Below are 17,512 nucleotides of genomic sequence, written 5' to 3'. Positions count from 1 at the left end.
ACCATGGGAACAGGCACCCTCCCGATGCCGAGCAGGGGTGTGCTCGCATGTTCGGCGCGGGCGACGGTGGCAGATCGCATGCTCGGCGGGCGGACCTGCACCGACGACGGCGTGGCCCGGGCTCGAGAGGTCAGGATCGGCAGCCTCGGAGCGGGCCCGATGCCGGTCTTGACCGGCTCACGGGCGGCGCCGAGGGCATCAGGTGTCGCCGAGTCAGCGCGAATCACCTGAGTCAGCGTGAACTTCGCGCTGACTGGGGAAACGCGCTGACTCGCGGTGAAGGTGAGACGACGGCCGCGCGGGCCGGCGCGGCGCACGTGAGCAGGGGCGGGCGCAGGGAGGTGGGACGACGACCGCGCGGATGCCGGGACACGGGGAAAGTGAGCGGACGGCCGAGCGGGTGGGTGCGGGGAGGTGGTGAAGGGCGTCAAGGAGTGCGCACGGCCCCCGGGGCCGAAGCACGACAGCCCGAACCACCTCGCCGTGCCCGCCCGCGACCCGACCACGACACGTCACCGTCAGCGAACCCGGCGTCACCGCCGGCGAACGGGAGGCGGCTCCGATCGTCACACTTTGGTATCGGTACCTGCGCTATTACCCGCCGGTAACGTGCGGGGACCCTGGTGGTGCTTAGAGTTCACTTGAAGACCCGGGGCGGGTCCGTCCGACGACGTGCGCACCGGCCCCGGCACGCCCCCAGAACCGTGGGGCGGGGAGTCTCGGACAGGACGACGACGGAGGGGTTTCGACAGTGTCGACATCGAAGAGCTTCATGAAGCTGGGTGCGCTGGCGGTGGCCGGCGCGCTGGCGCTCGCAGCCTGCGGCCAGGCGCCGGGCGACGACAAGGGCACCAGCACCGGCGGCGCGAGCGCCAGCAACTTCAAGGCCTGCATGGTGTCCGACTCGGGCGGCTTCAACGACAAGTCGTTCAACGAGTCGGGCTATGACGGGCTCAAGAAGGCGGAGTCGGAGCTCGGCATCCAGACCGCGACCGCGGAGTCCACCAAGGAGTCCGACTTCGCGCCGAACATCTCGAACATGGAGCAGCAGAACTGCAACCTGATCATCACGGTCGGGTTCCTGCTGGCCACCGCGACGGGTGACGCCGCCAAGACCCACACGGACACGAAGTTCGCGATCGTCGACTCCACGGCCCAGGACGCCAACGGCAAGGAGATCACGCTCGACAACGTCAAGCCGATCAGCTTCGACACCGCGCAGGCCGCGTACCTCGCCGGCTACCTCGCTGCGGGCATGACCAAGACGGGCACGGTCGCCACCTACGGCGGCATCCAGATCCCGACCGTGACGATCTTCATGGACGGGTTCGCGGAGGGCGTCGCCCAGTACAACAGCGACAACAGCAAGAGCGTCAAGGTGCTCGGCTGGGACGTGAAGAAGCAGAACGGCTCGTTCACAGGTGACTTCGAGGACCAGTCGAAGGGTCAGCAGCTCACGCAGACCTTCATCGACCAGGGCGCCGACATCATCCTCCCGGTCGCAGGCCCGGTCGGCGCGGGCACCCTCGCCGCCGCCAAGGACGCGAACTCGGACGGCAAGAACGTGTCGGTGATCTGGGTCGACTCGGACGGCGCCGTCGCCAACCCCGACTCCGCGAGCATCATCCTGTCGTCGGTCGTCAAGGAGATCGGCGCGGCCGTCGAGGACGTCATCAAGACGACCAAGGACGGGAGCTTCTCCAACGACCCGTACGTCGGGACGCTCGAGAACAAGGGCGTGGGCCTCGCGCCGTTCCACGACTTCGACTCGAAGGTCCCGCAGGACCTCAAGGACAAGATCACCCAGCTCCAGCAGGACATCATCAGCGGGAAGATCAAGGTCGAGTCGCCCAGCTCGCCGAAGTGAGCTGACCGAACCGAACCGTGACCGCGACGGGTCGGGGCCCCAGCGAGGGTTCCCGGCCCGTCGCCGTCCACGCGCGCGAGCGGCGCGAGGTGGCTAGCGTGAGGCTGCCGGCGTTCCGCTCGGCCCGCGCCCTGACCCGAAGGAGGCCCGGCGGTGAAGCTGGAGCTGCGCGGCATCACCAAGCGGTTCGGACCGCTCGTCGCGAACGACCACATCGACCTCGTCGTGGAGCCCGGCGAGGTGCACGCCCTGCTCGGCGAGAACGGTGCGGGCAAGTCGACCCTCATGAACGTGCTGTTCGGGCTCTACAAGGCGGACGAGGGCGAGATCGTCGTCGACGACGAGCCGGTGGCCTTCAAGGGGCCGGGCGACGCGCTCGCCGCGGGCATCGGCATGGTCCACCAGCACTTCATGCTGGTCCCCGTCTTCACGGTCGCCGAGAACGTCATGCTCGGCCACGAGCCGACGCGCGGCGGAGGGCTCCTCGACCTCGACGCGGCTCGCCGCACCGTGCGGGAGCTGTCCGACCGGTTCGGGTTCGGGCTGGACCCCGACGCGGTCGTCGAGGACCTCCCGGTCGGCGTGCAGCAGCGCGTCGAGATCGTCAAGGCGCTCGTGCGCGACGCGAGGGTCCTCATCCTCGACGAGCCGACCGCGGTCCTGACCCCGCAGGAGACCGACGAGCTCATCGCGATCATGCGCGAGCTCAAGGCTCAGGGCACGTCGATCGTCTTCATCACCCACAAGCTGCGCGAGGTCAAGGCGGTCGCCGACGTCATCACGGTGATCCGCCGCGGTGCCGTGGTCGGCTCCGCGTCGCCTGACGCCGCGGAGACTGAGCTCGCCGCGATGATGGTCGGCCGCGCCGTGAGCCTCGGCGTCGACAAGGCTCCCGCCGAGCCGGGCGAGGAGACGTTCCAGGTCGAGCACCTCACGGTGCGCGACGCGAACGGCATCGCGGTCGTCGACGACGTGAGCTTCTCCGTGGCGCGCGGCGAGATCCTCGCGGTCGCGGGGGTTCAGGGCAACGGGCAGACCGAGCTCAGCGAGGCCGTCGTCGGGCTCGTGCCCGCGACCGGCTCGATCCGGCTCGAGGGCCGCGAGCTCGTCGGCCTGAGCCCGCACGAGATCCTCGACGCCGGTGTGGGCTTCGTCCCCGAGGACCGCACCGTCGACGGCCTCGTCCTCGACTTCACGGTCGCCGAGAACCTCGTCCTCGACCTGCACGACCGCAAGCCCTTCGCGCGCGGGGTCGCGCTCGACCTCGGGGCGATCCGCAAGAACGCCCGGGAGCGGATCGAGGAGTACGACATCCGCACGCAGGGTCCGGCCCAGGAGGTCGGGCGCCTGTCGGGCGGCAACCAGCAGAAGGTCGTCGTGGCGCGCGAGCTGTCGCGCCCGCTCAAGGTGTTCGTCGCGAGCCAGCCGACGCGTGGCGTCGACGTCGGGTCCATCGAGTTCCTGCACAAGCGGATCGTGGCCGAGCGCGACAACGGGACCCCCGTGGTGATCGTGTCCACCGAGCTCGACGAGGTGGCGGCCCTCGCCGACCGCATCGCGGTCATGTACCGCGGCAAGATCGTCGGGATCGTGCCCGCCGACACCCCGCGCGCGGTGCTCGGCCTCATGATGGCGGGCGCGGGTGCCGAGGAGGCGCGCGAGCAGGCCACGGAGACCGAGCTCGACCAGCTCGCCGACGAGCACACGCACGAGACAGGAGCGCAGCAGTGAGCCAGCCGGACGAGCCGGGCAGGGCCCCGGACGCCACCCCGGGCGCTCAGGAGCCGGGCGGGGACGTCGTCGCCTCCGAGCCCGGCGCCGACCTGACCGGCCGGGCGCCGTCGCGGCCGGACGGGGCGCCGCCCGAGTCGGGGAGTCGCGCGCGGCGCGCGCCCTGCGGGACGCCGCGACCGGAAGCTTCGGCGTCACGGTGCTCGCGTTCGTGCTGGCCCTCGTGATCGGCGCGCTCCTGATCGTCTTCACGACGGAGTCGGTGACGTCGACCCTCAGCTACTTCTTCTCCAAGCCCGGCGACTTCTTCTCGGCCGCCTGGTCGGCCGTGAGCGACGCGTACGTCGCGATGTTCCGCGGCGCGGTGATCAACGACCGCGGCTGGGACTTCAGGACGGTGTTCACGCCGCTCACCGAGACCATGACGGTCGCGACGCCGCTCATCATCGCGGCGCTCGGCGTCGCGGTCGCCTTCCGGGCGGGCCTGTTCAACATCGGCGCCCAGGGGCAGGTCATCCTCGGCGCGACGTTCGCCGGGTACATCGGGTTCACCTGGCACCTGCCGGTCGTCGTGCACGTGCTCGTCGCGCTCGTCGGCGGGCTCCTCGGCGGCGCGATCTGGGCGTCGATCGCGGGCGTCCTGCGAGCCCGGACCGGCGCACACGAGGTGATCGTCACGATCATGCTCAACTACGTCGCGCTCTACCTGCTCGCCTACCTGCTGACGACGCGGTTCTTCACACAGTCCGGGTCGAACCAGCCGAAGAGCCCCGCGGTGGGGCCGAACGCGAACCTGCCGCTGCTGCTGGGCGACCACTTCCGGCTCAACGCGGGCTTCCTCGTCGCGATCCTCGCCGCGGTGTTCGTGTGGTGGCTCATGACGCGCTCCACGTGGGGCTTCCGGTTCCGCGCGGTCGGGTCCAACCCGAACGCGTCGCGCAACGCGGGCATCGGCGTCGCGACGACGTTCATCGCGGTCATGGCGGTCTCGGGCGCGCTCGCGGGCCTCGCCGGTGCGGTGCAGGTGCTCGGCACCGAGAAGTCGCTCACGGGTGGCATCGCGGGCTCGCTCGGGTTCGACGCGATCACGGTCGCCCTGCTCGGACGGTCCAAGCCGCTCGGGATCTTCTTCGCGGGCCTGCTGTACGCCGCGCTCGACGTCGGCGGCCGGTCCATGGAGGCAGCGACCGGCACGCCCATCGACCTGGTGCTCGTGATCCAGTCCCTGGTCGTCCTGTTCATCGCGGCGCCGCCGCTCGTGCGGGCCATCTTCCGCCTGCCGGCGCCACGCCCCGACGCGAAGGGAGCACGCGCATGAGCGCCGCCACCCTCGAGCCGGCCGGCTCGCCGACCAGCGCCCCCGGCGCCGCGACCTCCGCCGCGGCGGTCCCCGGAAGGCGTGGCGCCTGCCCATCACGCTCGGCGTGCTCGGCCTGCTCGCCCTCGTGCTGTTCGGCCTGCTCCCCGCCGGGGGCCGCGAGACGACGTTCGGTCTCTCCACGTCGAGCGACTTCGTCCACCTCGGCCCTGTGACCGTGCCGTCGAAGGCGTCCGCGGTCGTCCTGTCGGTCCTCGCCCTGCTCGCGGCCGCGTACGCGGGCTGGTGCGTCTCGCGGGCCCGCCGCGTGGGCCGCTGGGTGACGATCGTCTTCGCGGTCCTGTGGGTCCTCGCGTTCCTCACGTGGGCCGTGGCCGGCAAGTCGACGTCGCTCGTCTCGCTGCTCGCGGGCTCGCTGTTCCTCGCCGTGCCGCTCGCGTTCGGCGCCCTCGGCGGCCTGATCGGCGAGCGTGCCGGCGTCGTCAACATCGCGATCGAGGGCCAGCTCCTCACGGGCGCGTTCGGCGCGGCGGTGTTCGCGTCGATAGTGTCCAACGCCTACCTCGGGCTGGTCGCCGCACCCGTCGCGGGGCTCGTCATCGGCGCGCTCCTCGCGCTGTTCACGGTCAAGTACCACGTCAACCAGATCATCGTCGGCGTCGTGCTCAACGTGTTCGCGGTCGGCCTGACGAGCTTCTTGTACTCGTCGGTGCTCAAGGAGAACGCGGCGACGCTCAACAGCCCGCCCCGCCTGCCCACGCTCCCGATCCCCGTGCTCGGGGACATCCCGGTGATCGGTCCGGTGCTGTTCCGCCAGACCCTGCTCGTGTACCTGCTGTACGTGGCGATCGTCGTGGGCGCGATCGCGCTGTTCCGCACGCGCTGGGGCCTGCGGGTCCGTGCGGTGGGCGAGTACCCGGCCGCCGCAGACACGGTCGGCATCGACGTGAACCGGACCCGGTGGGGCAACGTGCTCCTCGGGTCGATGGTCGCGGGGCTCGGCGGCGCGTTCTTCACCGTCGGGTCGGTGGGGGCGTTCTCGCAGGAGATGACGGCCGGCAAGGGCTACATCGCGCTCGCCGCGATGATCCTCGGCCGCTGGTCCCCGTGGGGCGCGCTCGGCGCCGCGCTGCTGTTCGGGTTCTCCGACAAGCTGCAGCAGGTCCTGGGTGTGCTCGGGACCGCGATCCCCAACCAGTTCATGCTGATGCTGCCGTACGTGGTGACGATCTTCGCCGTCGCCGGGCTCGTGGGGCGTGTGCGCGGCCCCGCGGCCGACGGCGTGCCGTACGTCAAGGAGTGAGAGTGGTCCCACCGATCGACTGGGACGCCCTGCGGGCCGAGGCGACGGACGTCGTACGACGGGCGTACGCGCCCTACTCGGGCTACCCCGTGGGCGCGGCCGCGCTCGTGGACGACGGTCGCGTCGTCGTCGGCTGCAACGTCGAGAACGCCGCGTACGGCGTGACGCTGTGCGCGGAGTGCTCGCTCGTGTCGGCGCTCGTCGTCGGCGGGGGCGGGCGGCTCGTCGCGTTCACGTGCGTCGACGGCGCCGGGCGCGTGATCATGCCGTGCGGGCGGTGCCGCCAGCTCCTGTGGGAGCACGGGGGACCGGAGCTCCTCGTGGAGACCGTGTCCGGCGTCCGCCCGATGACCGAGGTCCTGCCCGACGCGTTCGGGCCGGACGACCTGCGCCGAGGAGAATGAGTTGAGCACCACCGCCGGGACGACCGAACCGTTCGACGCCGTCGACGTGATCCGCACCAAGCGCGACGAGCAGCGCCTCGAGGGCGCGCAGATCGACTGGGTGGTCGACGCGTACACGCGGGGCGTGGTCGCCGAGGAGCAGATGGCGGCGCTCGCGATGGCGATCCTGCTCAATGGCATGGACCGCGGCGAGATCTCCCGGTGGACGTCCGCGATGATCGCGAGCGGCGAGCGCCTCGACTTCTCCGGCCTCGACCGGCCGACCGCCGACAAGCACTCGACGGGCGGGGTGGGCGACAAGATCACGCTGCCCCTCGCGCCGCTGGTCGCGTCGTTCGGGGTCGCGGTGCCGCAGCTCTCGGGGCGCGGCCTGGGGCACACGGGCGGCACGCTCGACAAGCTCGAGTCCATCCCCGGCTGGCGGGCCGCGCTGAGCAACGACGAGATGATGGCGCAGCTCGGGTCGGTCGGCGCGGTGATCTGCCAGGCCGGCTCGGGCCTCGCGCCCGCGGACCGCAAGCTGTACGCGCTGCGCGACGTCACCGGGACCGTCGAGGCGATCCCGCTGATCGCGAGCTCGATCATGAGCAAGAAGATCGCCGAGGGCACCGGCGCGCTGGTCCTCGACGTCAAGGTGGGCTCGGGCGCGTTCATGAAGTCCGCCGACGACGCCCGCGAGCTCGCGCGCACCATGGTCGACCTGGGCACGGACGCGGGTGTGCGCACGGTGGCCCTGCTCACCGACATGTCGACGCCGCTCGGCCTGACCGCGGGCAACGCGCTCGAGGTGCGCGAGTCCGTCGAGGTGCTGGCGGGGGCGGGCCGTCCGACGTCGTCGACCTCACGGTCGCGCTCGCGGTCGAGATGCTCGCCGGCGCGGGCCGCCCGCAGGCCGAGGACGACGTCCGCGCGGCGCTCGGTGACGGCCGCGCCATGGACGTGTGGAAGGCCATGATCCGCGCGCAGGGTGGCGACCCCGACGCGCCGCTGCCGACCGCACGCGAGACGGAGACCGTCACCGCCCCCGCCGACGGCGTGCTCACCCACGTCGACGCGCTCGCCGTGGGCGTCGCGGCCTGGCGCCTCGGGGCCGGGCGGGCCCGCAAGGAGGACGCCGTCCAGGCGGGGGCGGGCGTCGAGCTGCACGCCAAGCCGGGGGACGTCGTCGTCGCCGGCCAGCCGCTCGCGACCCTGCACACGGACACGCCCGAGCGGTTCGAGCGTGGGGCGGCGGCGCTCGACGGCGCGTTCCGCGTCTCCGACGTGAGCCTCGTGACCGAGCGCTCGTCGGTCGTGCTGGACCGGGTGGCGTGAGCCCGCAGGACGAGCCGGAGGAGCCGGACGCCCGTCGCCCCCGCTCGGTGTACGGCGTGGGCAGCGACCCCGACGTGCGGTACTCCCTCGCCAACGAGCGCACCGCGCTCGCGTGGCTCCGCACGGGCCTCGGGCTCGTCGCGGGCGGGATCGCGCTCACGTCGTTCGCCTCGTTCGCCGACCTGTCGGTCCTGCTCGACGTCGTGGCCGCGGTCGCGTGCGTCGGCGGCGGGTGCCTCGCCGCGTACGCCCTGGTCGCGTGGCGCCGCAACGAGCGTGCGATGCGCCTCGGGCGGCCGCTGCCCCCGCCCAGCGCCCTGCCGGTGATCGTCGTGGGCATCGTGGCGTTCGCGGCGCTCGTCGGGGCGTACGCGATCTGGAGCGGGTCGACCCGGTGACCGGCGAGCCGAACACCCGCGTCCCGCACGACGAGCCGGCCGAGCGGACCGCGCTCGCGTGGCAGCGCACGGCGCTCGGCGTCGCGCTCGGCTGCGCCGTGCTGGCGCTCGCGGCCCTGCGCGAGCGCGACCCCGGGCTCGCGATCGCGGGCGTGCTGCTCGGTGCGGCGACGGTGACCGGGGCGGTCCGGGCGCGCACGGCCCACTGGCCCCGCGCCGACCGACGGCCCTGGGGGATGCTCGCCCCCGGTGCGGGCGCCGTCGTGCTGCTCGCCGCGCTCGGCCTGGCCGCGTCCGTGCTGGGCGCGGTGCGGTAGGCCGCGTGCAGCTCACGAGCCTGCTCCGGCGGGCGGGCCTGTGGACGACGTTCCCGACGGCGCCGGTCCGCGGCACCTCCCCGCCGCCGCGCCCCGTGGACCGGGCGCCCGCCGACCCGCTCGGGCGCGGTCGGGCAGGGCGGACGGACGCGCCCTGGCCCGTGCTGCTCGGCCCCGAGCGCGCGCCGGCGGCGCAGGTCGACGGCACGACCTGCGGCGCCGCGGTGCTCGTCCTCCTCGCCGCGGACGGCGACCCCGCGGTGGCCGCCTGGCTGCACGGGGAGACCCGCCGTCGGGCGCAGCCGCCCGGTTCGCCGCGCTGCAGCGCGCGGTCCAGCGCCGCACCACGCGCACCGCCCTGCTCGGGCTCCCGTGGCCGCGCGCGCTCGGCACGCCGCCGTGGGCCGCGGCCCGGGCCGCGCGGTGGGGTGGGGTGCGCTACGGGCACCGTGTCGTCGACGACACCGATCCGGCCGACCTCGCGCGCGTCCGGGCCACCGTCGACGCCGCGCTCGCGCGCGGGATCCCGGTCCCGCTCTACACAGGCGGCGACACGGCCGGAGGTGTGGGCGCCGCCGTGCCGCGGCACGTCGTCCTCGTCCTGCCGGGCGGGCCCGACGACGCCGTCTTGGTCTACGAGCCCGGCTCGGGCGCGGTGCACGCGGTCTCGCACGCGGCGCTCTGGGCGGGGGAGCGGCCCCTCGACGCGCTCGGTCGCTGGACCCACGTCGTCTGGGCCCTCCTGCCGCGAACCTGAGGACGCGCGGACGGACTGGTCCCGCGCGACGATGGAGGTGCCCGCACGGCACGTCGAAGGAGGCACCGATGAGCACCACGCCCGGCGACGACACGCTCCGCGACGGGGGCTGGTTCCCGACGACACCGTGACCCGCGACGACGTCGACCACCTCACGCACCGGGGGCTCCCCGAGCCCGACGCCCTCGACGAGGCCGACTACGAGCCGGACGTCCCCCGTCCGGACCTGGACGGCGAGGCCGACGAGGCGGACGTCGTCGAGCAGGCCGACGAGGTGCCCGACGACGAGGACGACGCGCGCGGCTGACGGACGCGGACGACACCGCTCCGCTACCGTGGGAGCCATGACATCCCCCACCTCCCCGGCGGCCACGAGCACGCCGGGTGACGGCGACGACGCCCGCGTGTCGCACCTGCCCTCGACGCTGCGCGAGCAGATCGCGCAGCTCCCGAAGGTCGTCCTGCACGACCACCTCGACGGCGGCCTGCGGCCCGCCACGATCGTCGAGCTGGCGGCCGAGGCCGGCCACGAGCTCCCGACGACGGACCCCGACGCGCTGGGGACCTGGTTCGTCGAGGCGGCGACGTCCGGTGACCTGCCCCGCTACCTCGAGACGTTCGACCACACGATCGCCGTCATGCAGACGGCCGACCACCTGCGCCGGGTCGCGCGCGAGTCCGTGCTCGACCTCGCGGCCGACGGCGTCGTGTACGCCGAGCAGCGGTGGGCGCCCGAGCAGCACCTGGCGGGCGGGCTCACGCTCCAGGAGACCGTCGACGCCGTCCGCGAGGGCCTGGCGGAGGGCGTCGCCGAGGCCGCGAAGGACGGCCGCACCATCTGGGTCGGGCAGCTCGTGACGGCCATGCGCCACGCCGACCGCTGGGAGGAGATCGCCGACCTCGCCCTCGCCAACCGCGTCGAGGGGGCGCTCGCGGACTCGCCGGGCGCCGTCGTCGGGTTCGACATCGCGGGCGCCGAGCTGGGCTTCCCGCCCGACCGGTACCCGGCGATCTGGGCCACCCTGGACGACGCCGGGTTCCCCGTCACGATCCACGCGGGCGAGGCCGACGGCGTCGACTCGATCTCGCAGGCCGTGCACCTGGGGCGCGCGGCGCGCGTCGGGCACGGGGTGCGGATCGTCGAGGACATCGCGTTCGACCCGAGCGGCGACCGCGACGAGGACGCCGAGCCCCTCGCGACGCTCGGTCGGGTCGCGACGTGGGTGCGGGACCGCCAGGTCCCGCTCGAGCTGTGCCCGACGTCGAACCTCCAGACGGGCGCCGCGGCGTCGATCGCGGAGCACCCCATCACCCGTCTGCTCGAGCTCGAGTTCGCCGTGACGGTCAACACGGACAACCGGCTGCAGTCGGGGACGTCGATGACGCGCGAGATGACGCTCCTCGTCGCCGAGGCCGGCTGGACGCTCGACGACCTGTACGAGGTCACCGTCACCGCGGCCTGGAACGCGTTCGTCCACCACGACGAGCGCCGCCGTCTCGTCGAGGACCTCATCGCACCGAAGTACGCGGAGATCGAAGGAGCGCAGGTATGAGCACGACGACGGGTGGGCTCGACCGGGCGGGCCTGGCGCAGTTCATCGACCACACGCTCCTCAAGCCCGAGGCCACGCGCGCCGACGTCGAGGCGCTCGTCGCCGAGGGCGCCGCGCTCGGCGTGTACGCGGTGTGCGTCTCGCCGTCGTTCCTCCCGCTGACGGTGCCCGACGCCGGGTCCGAGGGCACCGCGCTCAAGGTCGCGACGGTGTCCGGCTTCCCGTCGGGCAAGCACCACAGCGGGATCAAGGCCGCCGAGGCCGCGCGGTCCGTGGCGGACGGTGCCGACGAGGTCGACATGGTGATCGACGTGGGCGCCGCGAAGGCGGGCGCGTGGGAGTACGTGCAGCTCGACATCGCGGCGGTCCGGGCGGCCGTCCCGCAGGGGCGGGTGCTCAAGGTCATCATCGAGTCCGCGGCGCTCACGGATCACGAGATCGTCGAGGCGTGCCGCGCCTCGGAGGCTGCGGGAGCGGACTTCGTCAAGACGTCGACGGGCTTCCACCCCTCCGGCGGTGCGTCGGCGCGGGCCGTGTCGATCATGTCCGAGACCGTCGGCGGGCGCCTCGGCGTCAAGGCGTCCGGGGGATCCGGACGCTCGCCGACGCGCTGACGATGATCGACCACGGCGCGACCCGCCTGGGGATGTCCAGCGGCGCCGCGGTGCTCGCGGAGCTCGACGCCCTCGCCTGACGACGGCCCACCACCGAGCAAGCACGAACCCGCTCGAGCAAGCAGCCGAAGGACGCTTGCTCGAGCGGGTTTCCGCTTGCTCGGCGTGCCGTCGCGACAGGTCGTCCTGCTGGTCAGCGCGCGCGCTCGACGAGCAGGGCGACCTGCACGCGGTTGGCGAGCCCGAGCTTCGTCATGACGCGGCCGAGGTGCGTCTTCACGGTCGCCTCGCTCACGTAGACCCGCTGCGCGATGTCGGCGTTGCTGAGCCCCTCGGCGACCAGGCCGGCGATGTCGCGCTCGCGGTCGGTCAGCTGCGCCAGCGCGTGCCGGGCGGCGACGGTCTCCTCGCCGACGCGCGACGTCGCCACGTGCGCGACGACGAACCGGGCGACCCGCGGTGCGAGGACCGCGTCGCCATCTGCGACCGCGCGGACGCCGTCGACGATCTCCCGCGGGGCGGCGTCCTTGAGCAGGAAGCCGCTGGCGCCGGCCTCGAGCGCGCGCAGCACGTTCTCGTCCGCGTCGAAGCTCGTGAGCACGACGACGGCCGGCGGGTCGGGCAGCGCCCGCACGGCTGCGGTCGCGGCGATCCCGTCGAGCCGCGCCATGCGCAGGTCCATGAGGACGACGTCGGGGCGGTGAGCCTGGACGGCGGGCACGGCCTCGGAGCCGTCGGACGCCTCCGCGACGACCTCGATCTCAGGGTCGCTCTGCAGGATCATGCGGAGCCCGGTGCGGACGAGCGGATCGTCGTCGACGAGGAGGACGCGGGTCACGCCGCCATCGCAGGGGCGACCACCGACGTCGCGCCGCAGGTCAGGGCGCGGGCTCCCGTCCGCGATCCACGGCAGCCAGGCCTCGACGATGAACTCGGGTCCCCGGGGGCCGGTGCGGGGCCCGGCGTGGGCGCGACCGCCGAGCTGGGTGGCCCGCGCGAGCATGCCCGCGCGCCCGGTCCGCGACCCGGGCGGTACCGCCGCGGTCGGCGGCAGCGGGTTCACGACCCGGATGCTCACCCCGGTGGCCGCCGACGCGCGCACGTCGAGGTCGACCGCGAGACCGGGCGCGTGCTTGCGCGCGTTGGTGAGCGCCTCCTGGACGATGCGGTAGGCGGCGCGGCCGAGCTGCGGGGACGCGGCGGACGGGTCCTCGAGCACGACCGTGGCCACGAGGGGCACGCCGGACGACCGCGTCGCGTCGACGAGCTCGTGGATCGTCGCGAGCCCCACGGCGACCGCCGATCCGCCCGGCGGGGTCGCGGCGGTCAGGCCGTCCGGGTCGCGGAGCAGGGCGACGAGGTCGCGCAGGTCCTCGAGCGACCGGTGCGCGTTCTCCCGGACCACCTGGGCGGCCTGCTGGAGCTCCGGCTGGTCCGCGGGGACCGACACCTCGAGCGCGCCCGAGTGCAGCGACACGAGCGACAGCCGGTGCGCGAGGGCGTCGTGGACCTCGCGCGCGATGAGCTCGCGCTCGTCCTGCCGTGCGACCTGGGTGCGCAAGCCCTCCGTGACCTGCACCTGCGCCTGCGTCTCGCGCGCGGCGCGTGCGGCGTCGCCCTGGCTGCGGCGGACGAGCCCGATGCTGACCGCGACGACGAACCCCACGCCCCCGAGGGCGACATAGCCCCACACGGACGCCTGGACGGGGACGGTGCCGCCCTCGGGCACGCTGGCGAAGACGGCGTCGTCGGGCGATCGCACCGCGTCGCGGACGAGGCTCACGGCCGTCGCGACGGCGGTCAGCGCCCCGAGCCACCAGGCGGTGCGCCGGTCGCGGGTCGCGATCACCGAGGTCAGCCCGACGAGCGCGGCCACCGGGCCGACCGGGAGGACGAGCGCGCCGAACCCACCGAGGAGCGTCAGCGCGACCGGGTAGCGGGCACGGAACGCGACGACGGCGCCCAGCCCGAGCGCGTAGCCCGCGGACACCACGCTGAGCAACAGCTCGAGGCCGCTGTCGCCGTCGTCGTACCAGACGACGGAGAAGACGAGGCCGAAGAACGCCGTGACGGTCACGAGCAGCACGGTGAGCACGACCGACCAGGCGTGGCCGCGCCGTCGCGCAGCGGTGGGCTTGGCGGGCCACGCCGGCCCGGGGCCGGGCGGCGGGCCGCCGGCCGGGGCGGGCGGAGGAACGGTCACGCCGGTCAGCCTAGGGTCCGCCGCCGTCGACGGCGTCACCCGTCCGGAGCGGGCGCGCGGCGGGCGCGTACGACTTTCGTCGCGCGAGGTCGTGCGGTCCGGGCGACGTGGACCAGGGGAGCCGGACGACAGCCTGGAGCGGTCGACGCGGCCCGTCCCGGCCGCAGCATCGGACCACCCCTCGCGCGGTGGTCGTGAGAGGAGGAAACCGAGATGACCGAGAACCCCACGCCGCAGGCCGGCTGGTACCCCGACCCCGCCGGCACGGGCCAGCTCCGCTGGTACGACGGCACCACCTGGACCGAGCAGTACCAGGTCCCGGCGGTGCCCGGTTCGACCGCGACCCCCGCGGGGCCGCCGCTCGTGCCGTCGACGGCCCCGCGCAAGCGCTCCTGGTTCGCGCGCCACAAGGTCCTGACGGGCCTCGGCGCGGCCGTCGCGCTCGTCGTCGTCATCGCGGTCGTGTCGAACGGGGAGGCTCGGGTGACGCGCCGGACGCCGGTGCCCCGTCGTCAGGCACCCGGCAGACGGCTACCACGAACGACAAGCCCGCTGCAGAGAAGCCCGCTCCGGAGAAGCCCGCCAAGGAGGCGAAGACGCCGGGCGTGGGCGACGCGGTCCGCGACGGGAAGTTCGAGTTCACCGTCACCAAGGTCGAGAAGGGCGTCGCGAAGGTCGGCGACGAGTACCTGAACGAGAAGGCGCAGGGCCAGTTCGTCCTCGTGCACATGACGGTGAAGAACATCGGCAAGGAGGCGCAGACGTTCTACGACGGCAACCAGACGCTCCGTGACACCGACGGCCGGAAGTTCGACGCCGACAGCGAGGCCGGGATCTACCTCGACGACTCGAACGCGTTCCTCACGACATCAACCCCGGCAACACGGTCAAGGGGATCGTGGTGTTCGACGTGCCGAAGGACGCGAGGCTCGAGCTGCACGACTCCGCGTTCTCGGGCGGCGTGAAGGTCTCCCTGAAGTAGCGGGCGTCGCCGCGCTCGGGCTCAGGAGAGGCCGAGCGCGGCGCGCACGTCCTTCGCGACGTCGTCGAGCCGCTGCCGCGCGACCCAGCGGGCGCGCGCGACCTGCTCGTCGTCGTCGTCCTCGCCGACGGGCACGACGACCTCGAGGTACGCCTTGACCTTCGGCTCGGTGCCCGACGGGCGCACGATCACGCGCGTCGAGTCGGCGCAGAGCCACAGCACGCCGTCGGTCGGGGGCAGCCCCTCGTACCCGTCGGCGAGGTCCGCCGTCGACGTCACGGCCGCGCCGGCGACGGTCGCGGGCGGCGTCTCGCGCAGGCGGACCATGGTGTCGTCGATCTCGCTGAGGTCCTCGAACCGGGCCGAGACCTGGTCGGTGAGGTAGAGGCCGTAGCGGCGGGCGATCGCGTCGAGCTCGGCGACGAGGCTCGATCCCTCGGCCTTGAGCCGCTGGGCGAGCTGCGCGATCACGAGCGCGGCGCTCAGGCCGTCCTTGTCGCGGACGGACTCCGGGTCGACGCAGTAGCCCAGCGCTTCCTCGTACCCGAAGACGAGGTCCTCCGTGCGGGCGATCCACTTGAACCCCGTGAGCGTCGTCGCGTGCCGCAGACCGTGCGCGGCCGCGACCCGGCCGAGCAGCCTCGACGAGACGACGGAGCTCGCGAGCACGCCGCCCGTGCCCTCGGCGCGCCGCGCCGCCTCCTCGCCCAGCAGCGCTCCCACCTCGTCGCCGTGGAGCATGCGCCAGCCCTGCGCCTGGGCGGTCTCCTTGCCACGGTACGAACCGCCCCGCGGGTCGTAGACGGCGACGGCGCACCGGTCGGCGTCGGGGTCGTTGGCGATCACGAGGTCGGCGCCCCAGTCCTGCGCGAGCGCGAGCGCGAGGTCGATGGCGCCCTTCTCCTCGGGATTCGGGAAGTCGACGGTCGGGAAGTCCGGGTCGGCCGCGGCCTGCTCGTCGACGACCGCGACGTCCGGGAAGTGCGCCTCCGCGAGGACCCGGGCGAGGACGGGGCCGCCGACGCCGTGCAGAGGCGTGGTCGCGATCCGCAGCGTGCGGTCGTCGCTGCCGTCCCACAGCCGGTGGACGGCGTCGAGGTAGGCGCGCAGGAGGTCGTCGCCGAGCGTCGTCCACCCGTCCGTCGCGACGGGGATCTCGCTGACGGGGCCGATGGCCGCGATCTGTGCGGCGATCTCGGCGTCGAACGGCGGCACGATCTGCGCGCCCTGGCCCGAGCCCTCGACGACGCGGCCGCCCAGGTACACCTTGTAGCCGTTGTCGGCGGGCGGGTTGTGGCTCGCGGTGACCATGACGCCGGCGTCGGCGCGTAGGTGGCGGACCGCGAACGCGAGCACGGGCGTCGGCAGCGGCCCCGGGAGGACGAGGGCGTCGTGCCCCGCAGCGGTGAGGACGCCCGCGGTGTCGATCGCGAAGTCCCGCGAGCGGTGCCGCGCGTCGTACCCGACGACGACGCGCGCGGCCTCCGCGGGCAGGACCTGGCTGAGGTAGCCGCCGAGCCCGGCCGCGGCGCGTCGCACGACGGCCCGGTTCATCCGGTTCGGGCCGGCCGCCATCTCGCCGCGCAGCCCCGCGGTGCCGAACTGGAGCGTCGCGGCGAAGCGGTCGACGAGCTCGGCGCGCGCCGTGTTCGCCCGGACCGTGGCACGCAGGTCGTCGGGGGTGCTCCGGGCCAGCTCGAGGAGGCCGCGGAGCTCGTCGCGGTCGACGTCGTCGACGTCGTCGGCGATCCATGCCTCGACGCGCTCGACCAGCAGGCCGTCGAGCGGGGCGTGCGGCTCGGCGACGGCGCCGGGCTCGGTGAACCGGTCGTCGTCCGCCGCGTGGACGTCGTCGGCGCGCGCGTGCGCCCGCTCGCTGAGGTGCGGCCCGGTCGCCGGGTCGGTGGGGTTGCTCATGACGTGCTCCTTCGGACCGGTGGCTTCAGACCAGGGCGACCACGGACGCCAGCAGGGCGGAGATCCGCGGCCCCGCGGCGGCGCCCGCCTCGAGCACCTCGGCGTGCGACAGCGGCTCGGGGCTGATCCCGGCGGCCAGGTTCGTGACGAGCGAGACCCCGAGCACCTCGAGACCGGCGTGGCGCGCGGCGATGGCCTCGAGGGTCGTCGACATGCCGACGAGGTCGGCGCCCATCCGCCCCGCCATGCGGACCTCGGCGGGCGTCTCGTAGTGCGGTCCGCGGAACTGGGCGTAGACGCCCTCGGGCAGGGAGGCGTCGACCGTGCGCGCGAGGTCGCGCAGGCGCGACGAGTACAGGTCGGTCAGGTCGACGAACGTCGCGCCCTCGAGCGGGCTCGTGGCCGTGAGGTTGATGTGGTCCGAGATCAGCACGGGCGTGCCCGCGGCCCAGTCGAGGTTCAGCCCGCCGCACCCGTTGGTGAGCACGACGACGCCCGCCCCGGTCGCGGCGGCCGTCCGGACGCCGTGGACGACGCGGCGGACCCCCGGCCCTCGTACAGGTGGGTGCGCGAGCCGAGGACGAGCGCGTGCTTGGGCGTGCCGTCGTCGTGCGTGGACCCCTCGATCCGGATCGAGCGCGTCGTGGCGCGGTGGCCCGCGACCGCGGGCGTGGAGAAGCCGGGGATCTCCTCGGACGGGATCTCGGCGACGGTCTCGCCGAGCAGGTCGGCGGCGCCGCCCCAGCCCGAGCCGAGGACGAGCGCGACGTCGTGCCGCTCGACGCCGGTCCGCTCGGCGATGAACGCGGCCGCCTCGCGCGCGACGTCGAAGGG

Annotated in this window: 13 protein-coding genes and 4 pseudogenes; 14 read left to right on the top strand and 3 right to left on the bottom strand. The window is 73.8% G+C overall.

Going from position 1 to position 17,512, the window contains the following annotated elements:
* Positions 1-772: 772 nt before the first annotated feature.
* The 12 genes and pseudogenes from QQK45_RS00625 to deoC all read left to right on the top strand — a co-directional run bounded on the left by QQK45_RS00625 (position 773) and on the right by deoC (position 11,656).
* On the top strand, positions 773-1,867 hold the full coding sequence (locus QQK45_RS00625; protein WP_284291315.1) for a BMP family lipoprotein: 1,095 nt from the start codon (positions 773-775) through the stop codon (positions 1,865-1,867).
* A 153-nt stretch (positions 1,868-2,020) separates the two neighbouring features.
* Positions 2,021-3,598, top strand: coding sequence for an ABC transporter ATP-binding protein (locus tag QQK45_RS00620; RefSeq protein ID WP_284291312.1), 1,578 nt, complete (start codon positions 2,021-2,023; stop codon positions 3,596-3,598).
* A 199-nt stretch (positions 3,599-3,797) separates the two neighbouring features.
* On the top strand, positions 3,798-4,916 hold the full coding sequence (locus QQK45_RS00615; RefSeq protein ID WP_348525101.1) for an ABC transporter permease: 1,119 nt from the start codon (positions 3,798-3,800) through the stop codon (positions 4,914-4,916).
* A gap of 106 nt (positions 4,917-5,022) precedes the next feature.
* Positions 5,023-6,219: an ABC transporter permease gene (locus QQK45_RS00610; RefSeq protein ID WP_284291309.1), complete on the top strand. Its 1,197-nt coding sequence runs from the start codon at positions 5,023-5,025 to the stop codon at positions 6,217-6,219.
* A 2-nt stretch (positions 6,220-6,221) separates the two neighbouring features.
* On the top strand, positions 6,222-6,623 hold the full coding sequence (locus QQK45_RS00605) for a cytidine deaminase (protein ID WP_284291307.1): 402 nt from the start codon (positions 6,222-6,224) through the stop codon (positions 6,621-6,623).
* Between the two features lies 1 nt (position 6,624).
* Positions 6,625-7,937 (top strand): annotated as a pseudogene (locus QQK45_RS00600) (thymidine phosphorylase).
* A complete protein-coding gene (locus tag QQK45_RS00595; protein ID WP_284291305.1) occupies positions 7,934-8,335 on the top strand; it encodes a YidH family protein in 402 nt (133 codons plus the stop codon). Before QQK45_RS00600 ends, QQK45_RS00595 begins: the two are co-directional and overlap by 4 nt.
* Positions 8,332-8,652 (top strand): DUF202 domain-containing protein, encoded by a 321-nt coding sequence (locus tag QQK45_RS00590; RefSeq protein ID WP_284291303.1) that lies wholly within the window; start codon positions 8,332-8,334, stop codon positions 8,650-8,652. Before QQK45_RS00595 ends, QQK45_RS00590 begins: the two co-directional genes overlap by 4 nt.
* Before the next feature lie 40 nt (positions 8,653-8,692).
* Positions 8,693-9,409, top strand: a complete 717-nt coding sequence (locus QQK45_RS00585) for a hypothetical protein (protein ID WP_284291301.1) — start codon at positions 8,693-8,695, stop codon at positions 9,407-9,409.
* Between the two features lie 127 nt (positions 9,410-9,536).
* Positions 9,537-9,716 (top strand): hypothetical protein, encoded by a 180-nt coding sequence (locus QQK45_RS00580; protein WP_284291299.1) that lies wholly within the window; start codon positions 9,537-9,539, stop codon positions 9,714-9,716.
* A 37-nt stretch (positions 9,717-9,753) separates the two neighbouring features.
* A complete protein-coding gene (locus tag QQK45_RS00575) occupies positions 9,754-10,962 on the top strand; it encodes an adenosine deaminase (protein WP_284291297.1) in 1,209 nt (402 codons plus the stop codon).
* A pseudogene (gene deoC / locus QQK45_RS00570) lies at positions 10,959-11,656 on the top strand (deoxyribose-phosphate aldolase). The gene QQK45_RS00575 and the pseudogene deoC overlap by 4 nt, the downstream one beginning before the upstream one ends.
* 113 nt (positions 11,657-11,769) lie before the next feature.
* Here deoC and QQK45_RS21670 read toward each other — a convergent pair.
* Positions 11,770-13,779, bottom strand: a complete 2,010-nt coding sequence (locus QQK45_RS21670) for a response regulator (RefSeq protein ID WP_348525100.1) — start codon at positions 13,777-13,779, stop codon at positions 11,770-11,772.
* Positions 13,780-13,992: 213 nt separating this feature from the next.
* Between QQK45_RS21670 and QQK45_RS00555 the strand changes: the two genes are divergently transcribed.
* Complete coding sequence (locus tag QQK45_RS00555; RefSeq protein WP_284291295.1) at positions 13,993-14,472, top strand: DUF2510 domain-containing protein; 480 nt, start codon at positions 13,993-13,995, stop codon at positions 14,470-14,472.
* Positions 14,385-14,761 (top strand): annotated as a pseudogene (locus QQK45_RS00550) (DUF4352 domain-containing protein). Before QQK45_RS00555 ends, QQK45_RS00550 begins: the two are co-directional and overlap by 88 nt.
* Positions 14,762-14,782: 21 nt before the next feature.
* Here QQK45_RS00550 and QQK45_RS00545 read toward each other — a convergent pair.
* Both QQK45_RS00545 and QQK45_RS00540 read right to left on the bottom strand, forming a co-directional pair.
* Positions 14,783-16,678 (bottom strand): phospho-sugar mutase, encoded by a 1,896-nt coding sequence (locus QQK45_RS00545; protein WP_284291290.1) that lies wholly within the window; start codon positions 16,676-16,678, stop codon positions 14,783-14,785.
* Between the two features lie 25 nt (positions 16,679-16,703).
* A pseudogene (locus tag QQK45_RS00540) lies at positions 16,704-17,479 on the bottom strand (purine-nucleoside phosphorylase).
* Positions 17,480-17,512: the final 33 nt, after the last annotated feature.

It is taken from the genome of Luteimicrobium album, assembly GCF_030161555.1.
Taxonomy (GTDB): Bacteria; Actinomycetota; Actinomycetes; order Actinomycetales; family Cellulomonadaceae; genus Luteimicrobium; species Luteimicrobium album.
The sequence above is the reverse complement of the archived record's forward strand: the minus strand, read 5'-3'. Positions and strand labels throughout refer to the sequence as shown.

Bases quoted from the DNA above. Each gene is read 5' to 3' on its own strand.
- QQK45_RS00555 (WP_284291295.1), top strand. From the start codon at position 13,993: ATGACCGAGAACCCCACGCCGCAGGCCGGCTGGTACCCCGACCCCGCC.
- QQK45_RS00575 (WP_284291297.1), top strand. From the start codon at position 9,754: ATGACATCCCCCACCTCCCCGGCGGCCACGAGCACGCCGGGTGACGGC.
- QQK45_RS00625 (WP_284291315.1), top strand. From the start codon at position 773: ATGAAGCTGGGTGCGCTGGCGGTGGCCGGCGCGCTGGCGCTCGCAGCC.
- QQK45_RS00545 (WP_284291290.1), bottom strand. From the start codon at position 16,678: ATGAGCAACCCCACCGACCCGGCGACCGGGCCGCACCTCAGCGAGCGG.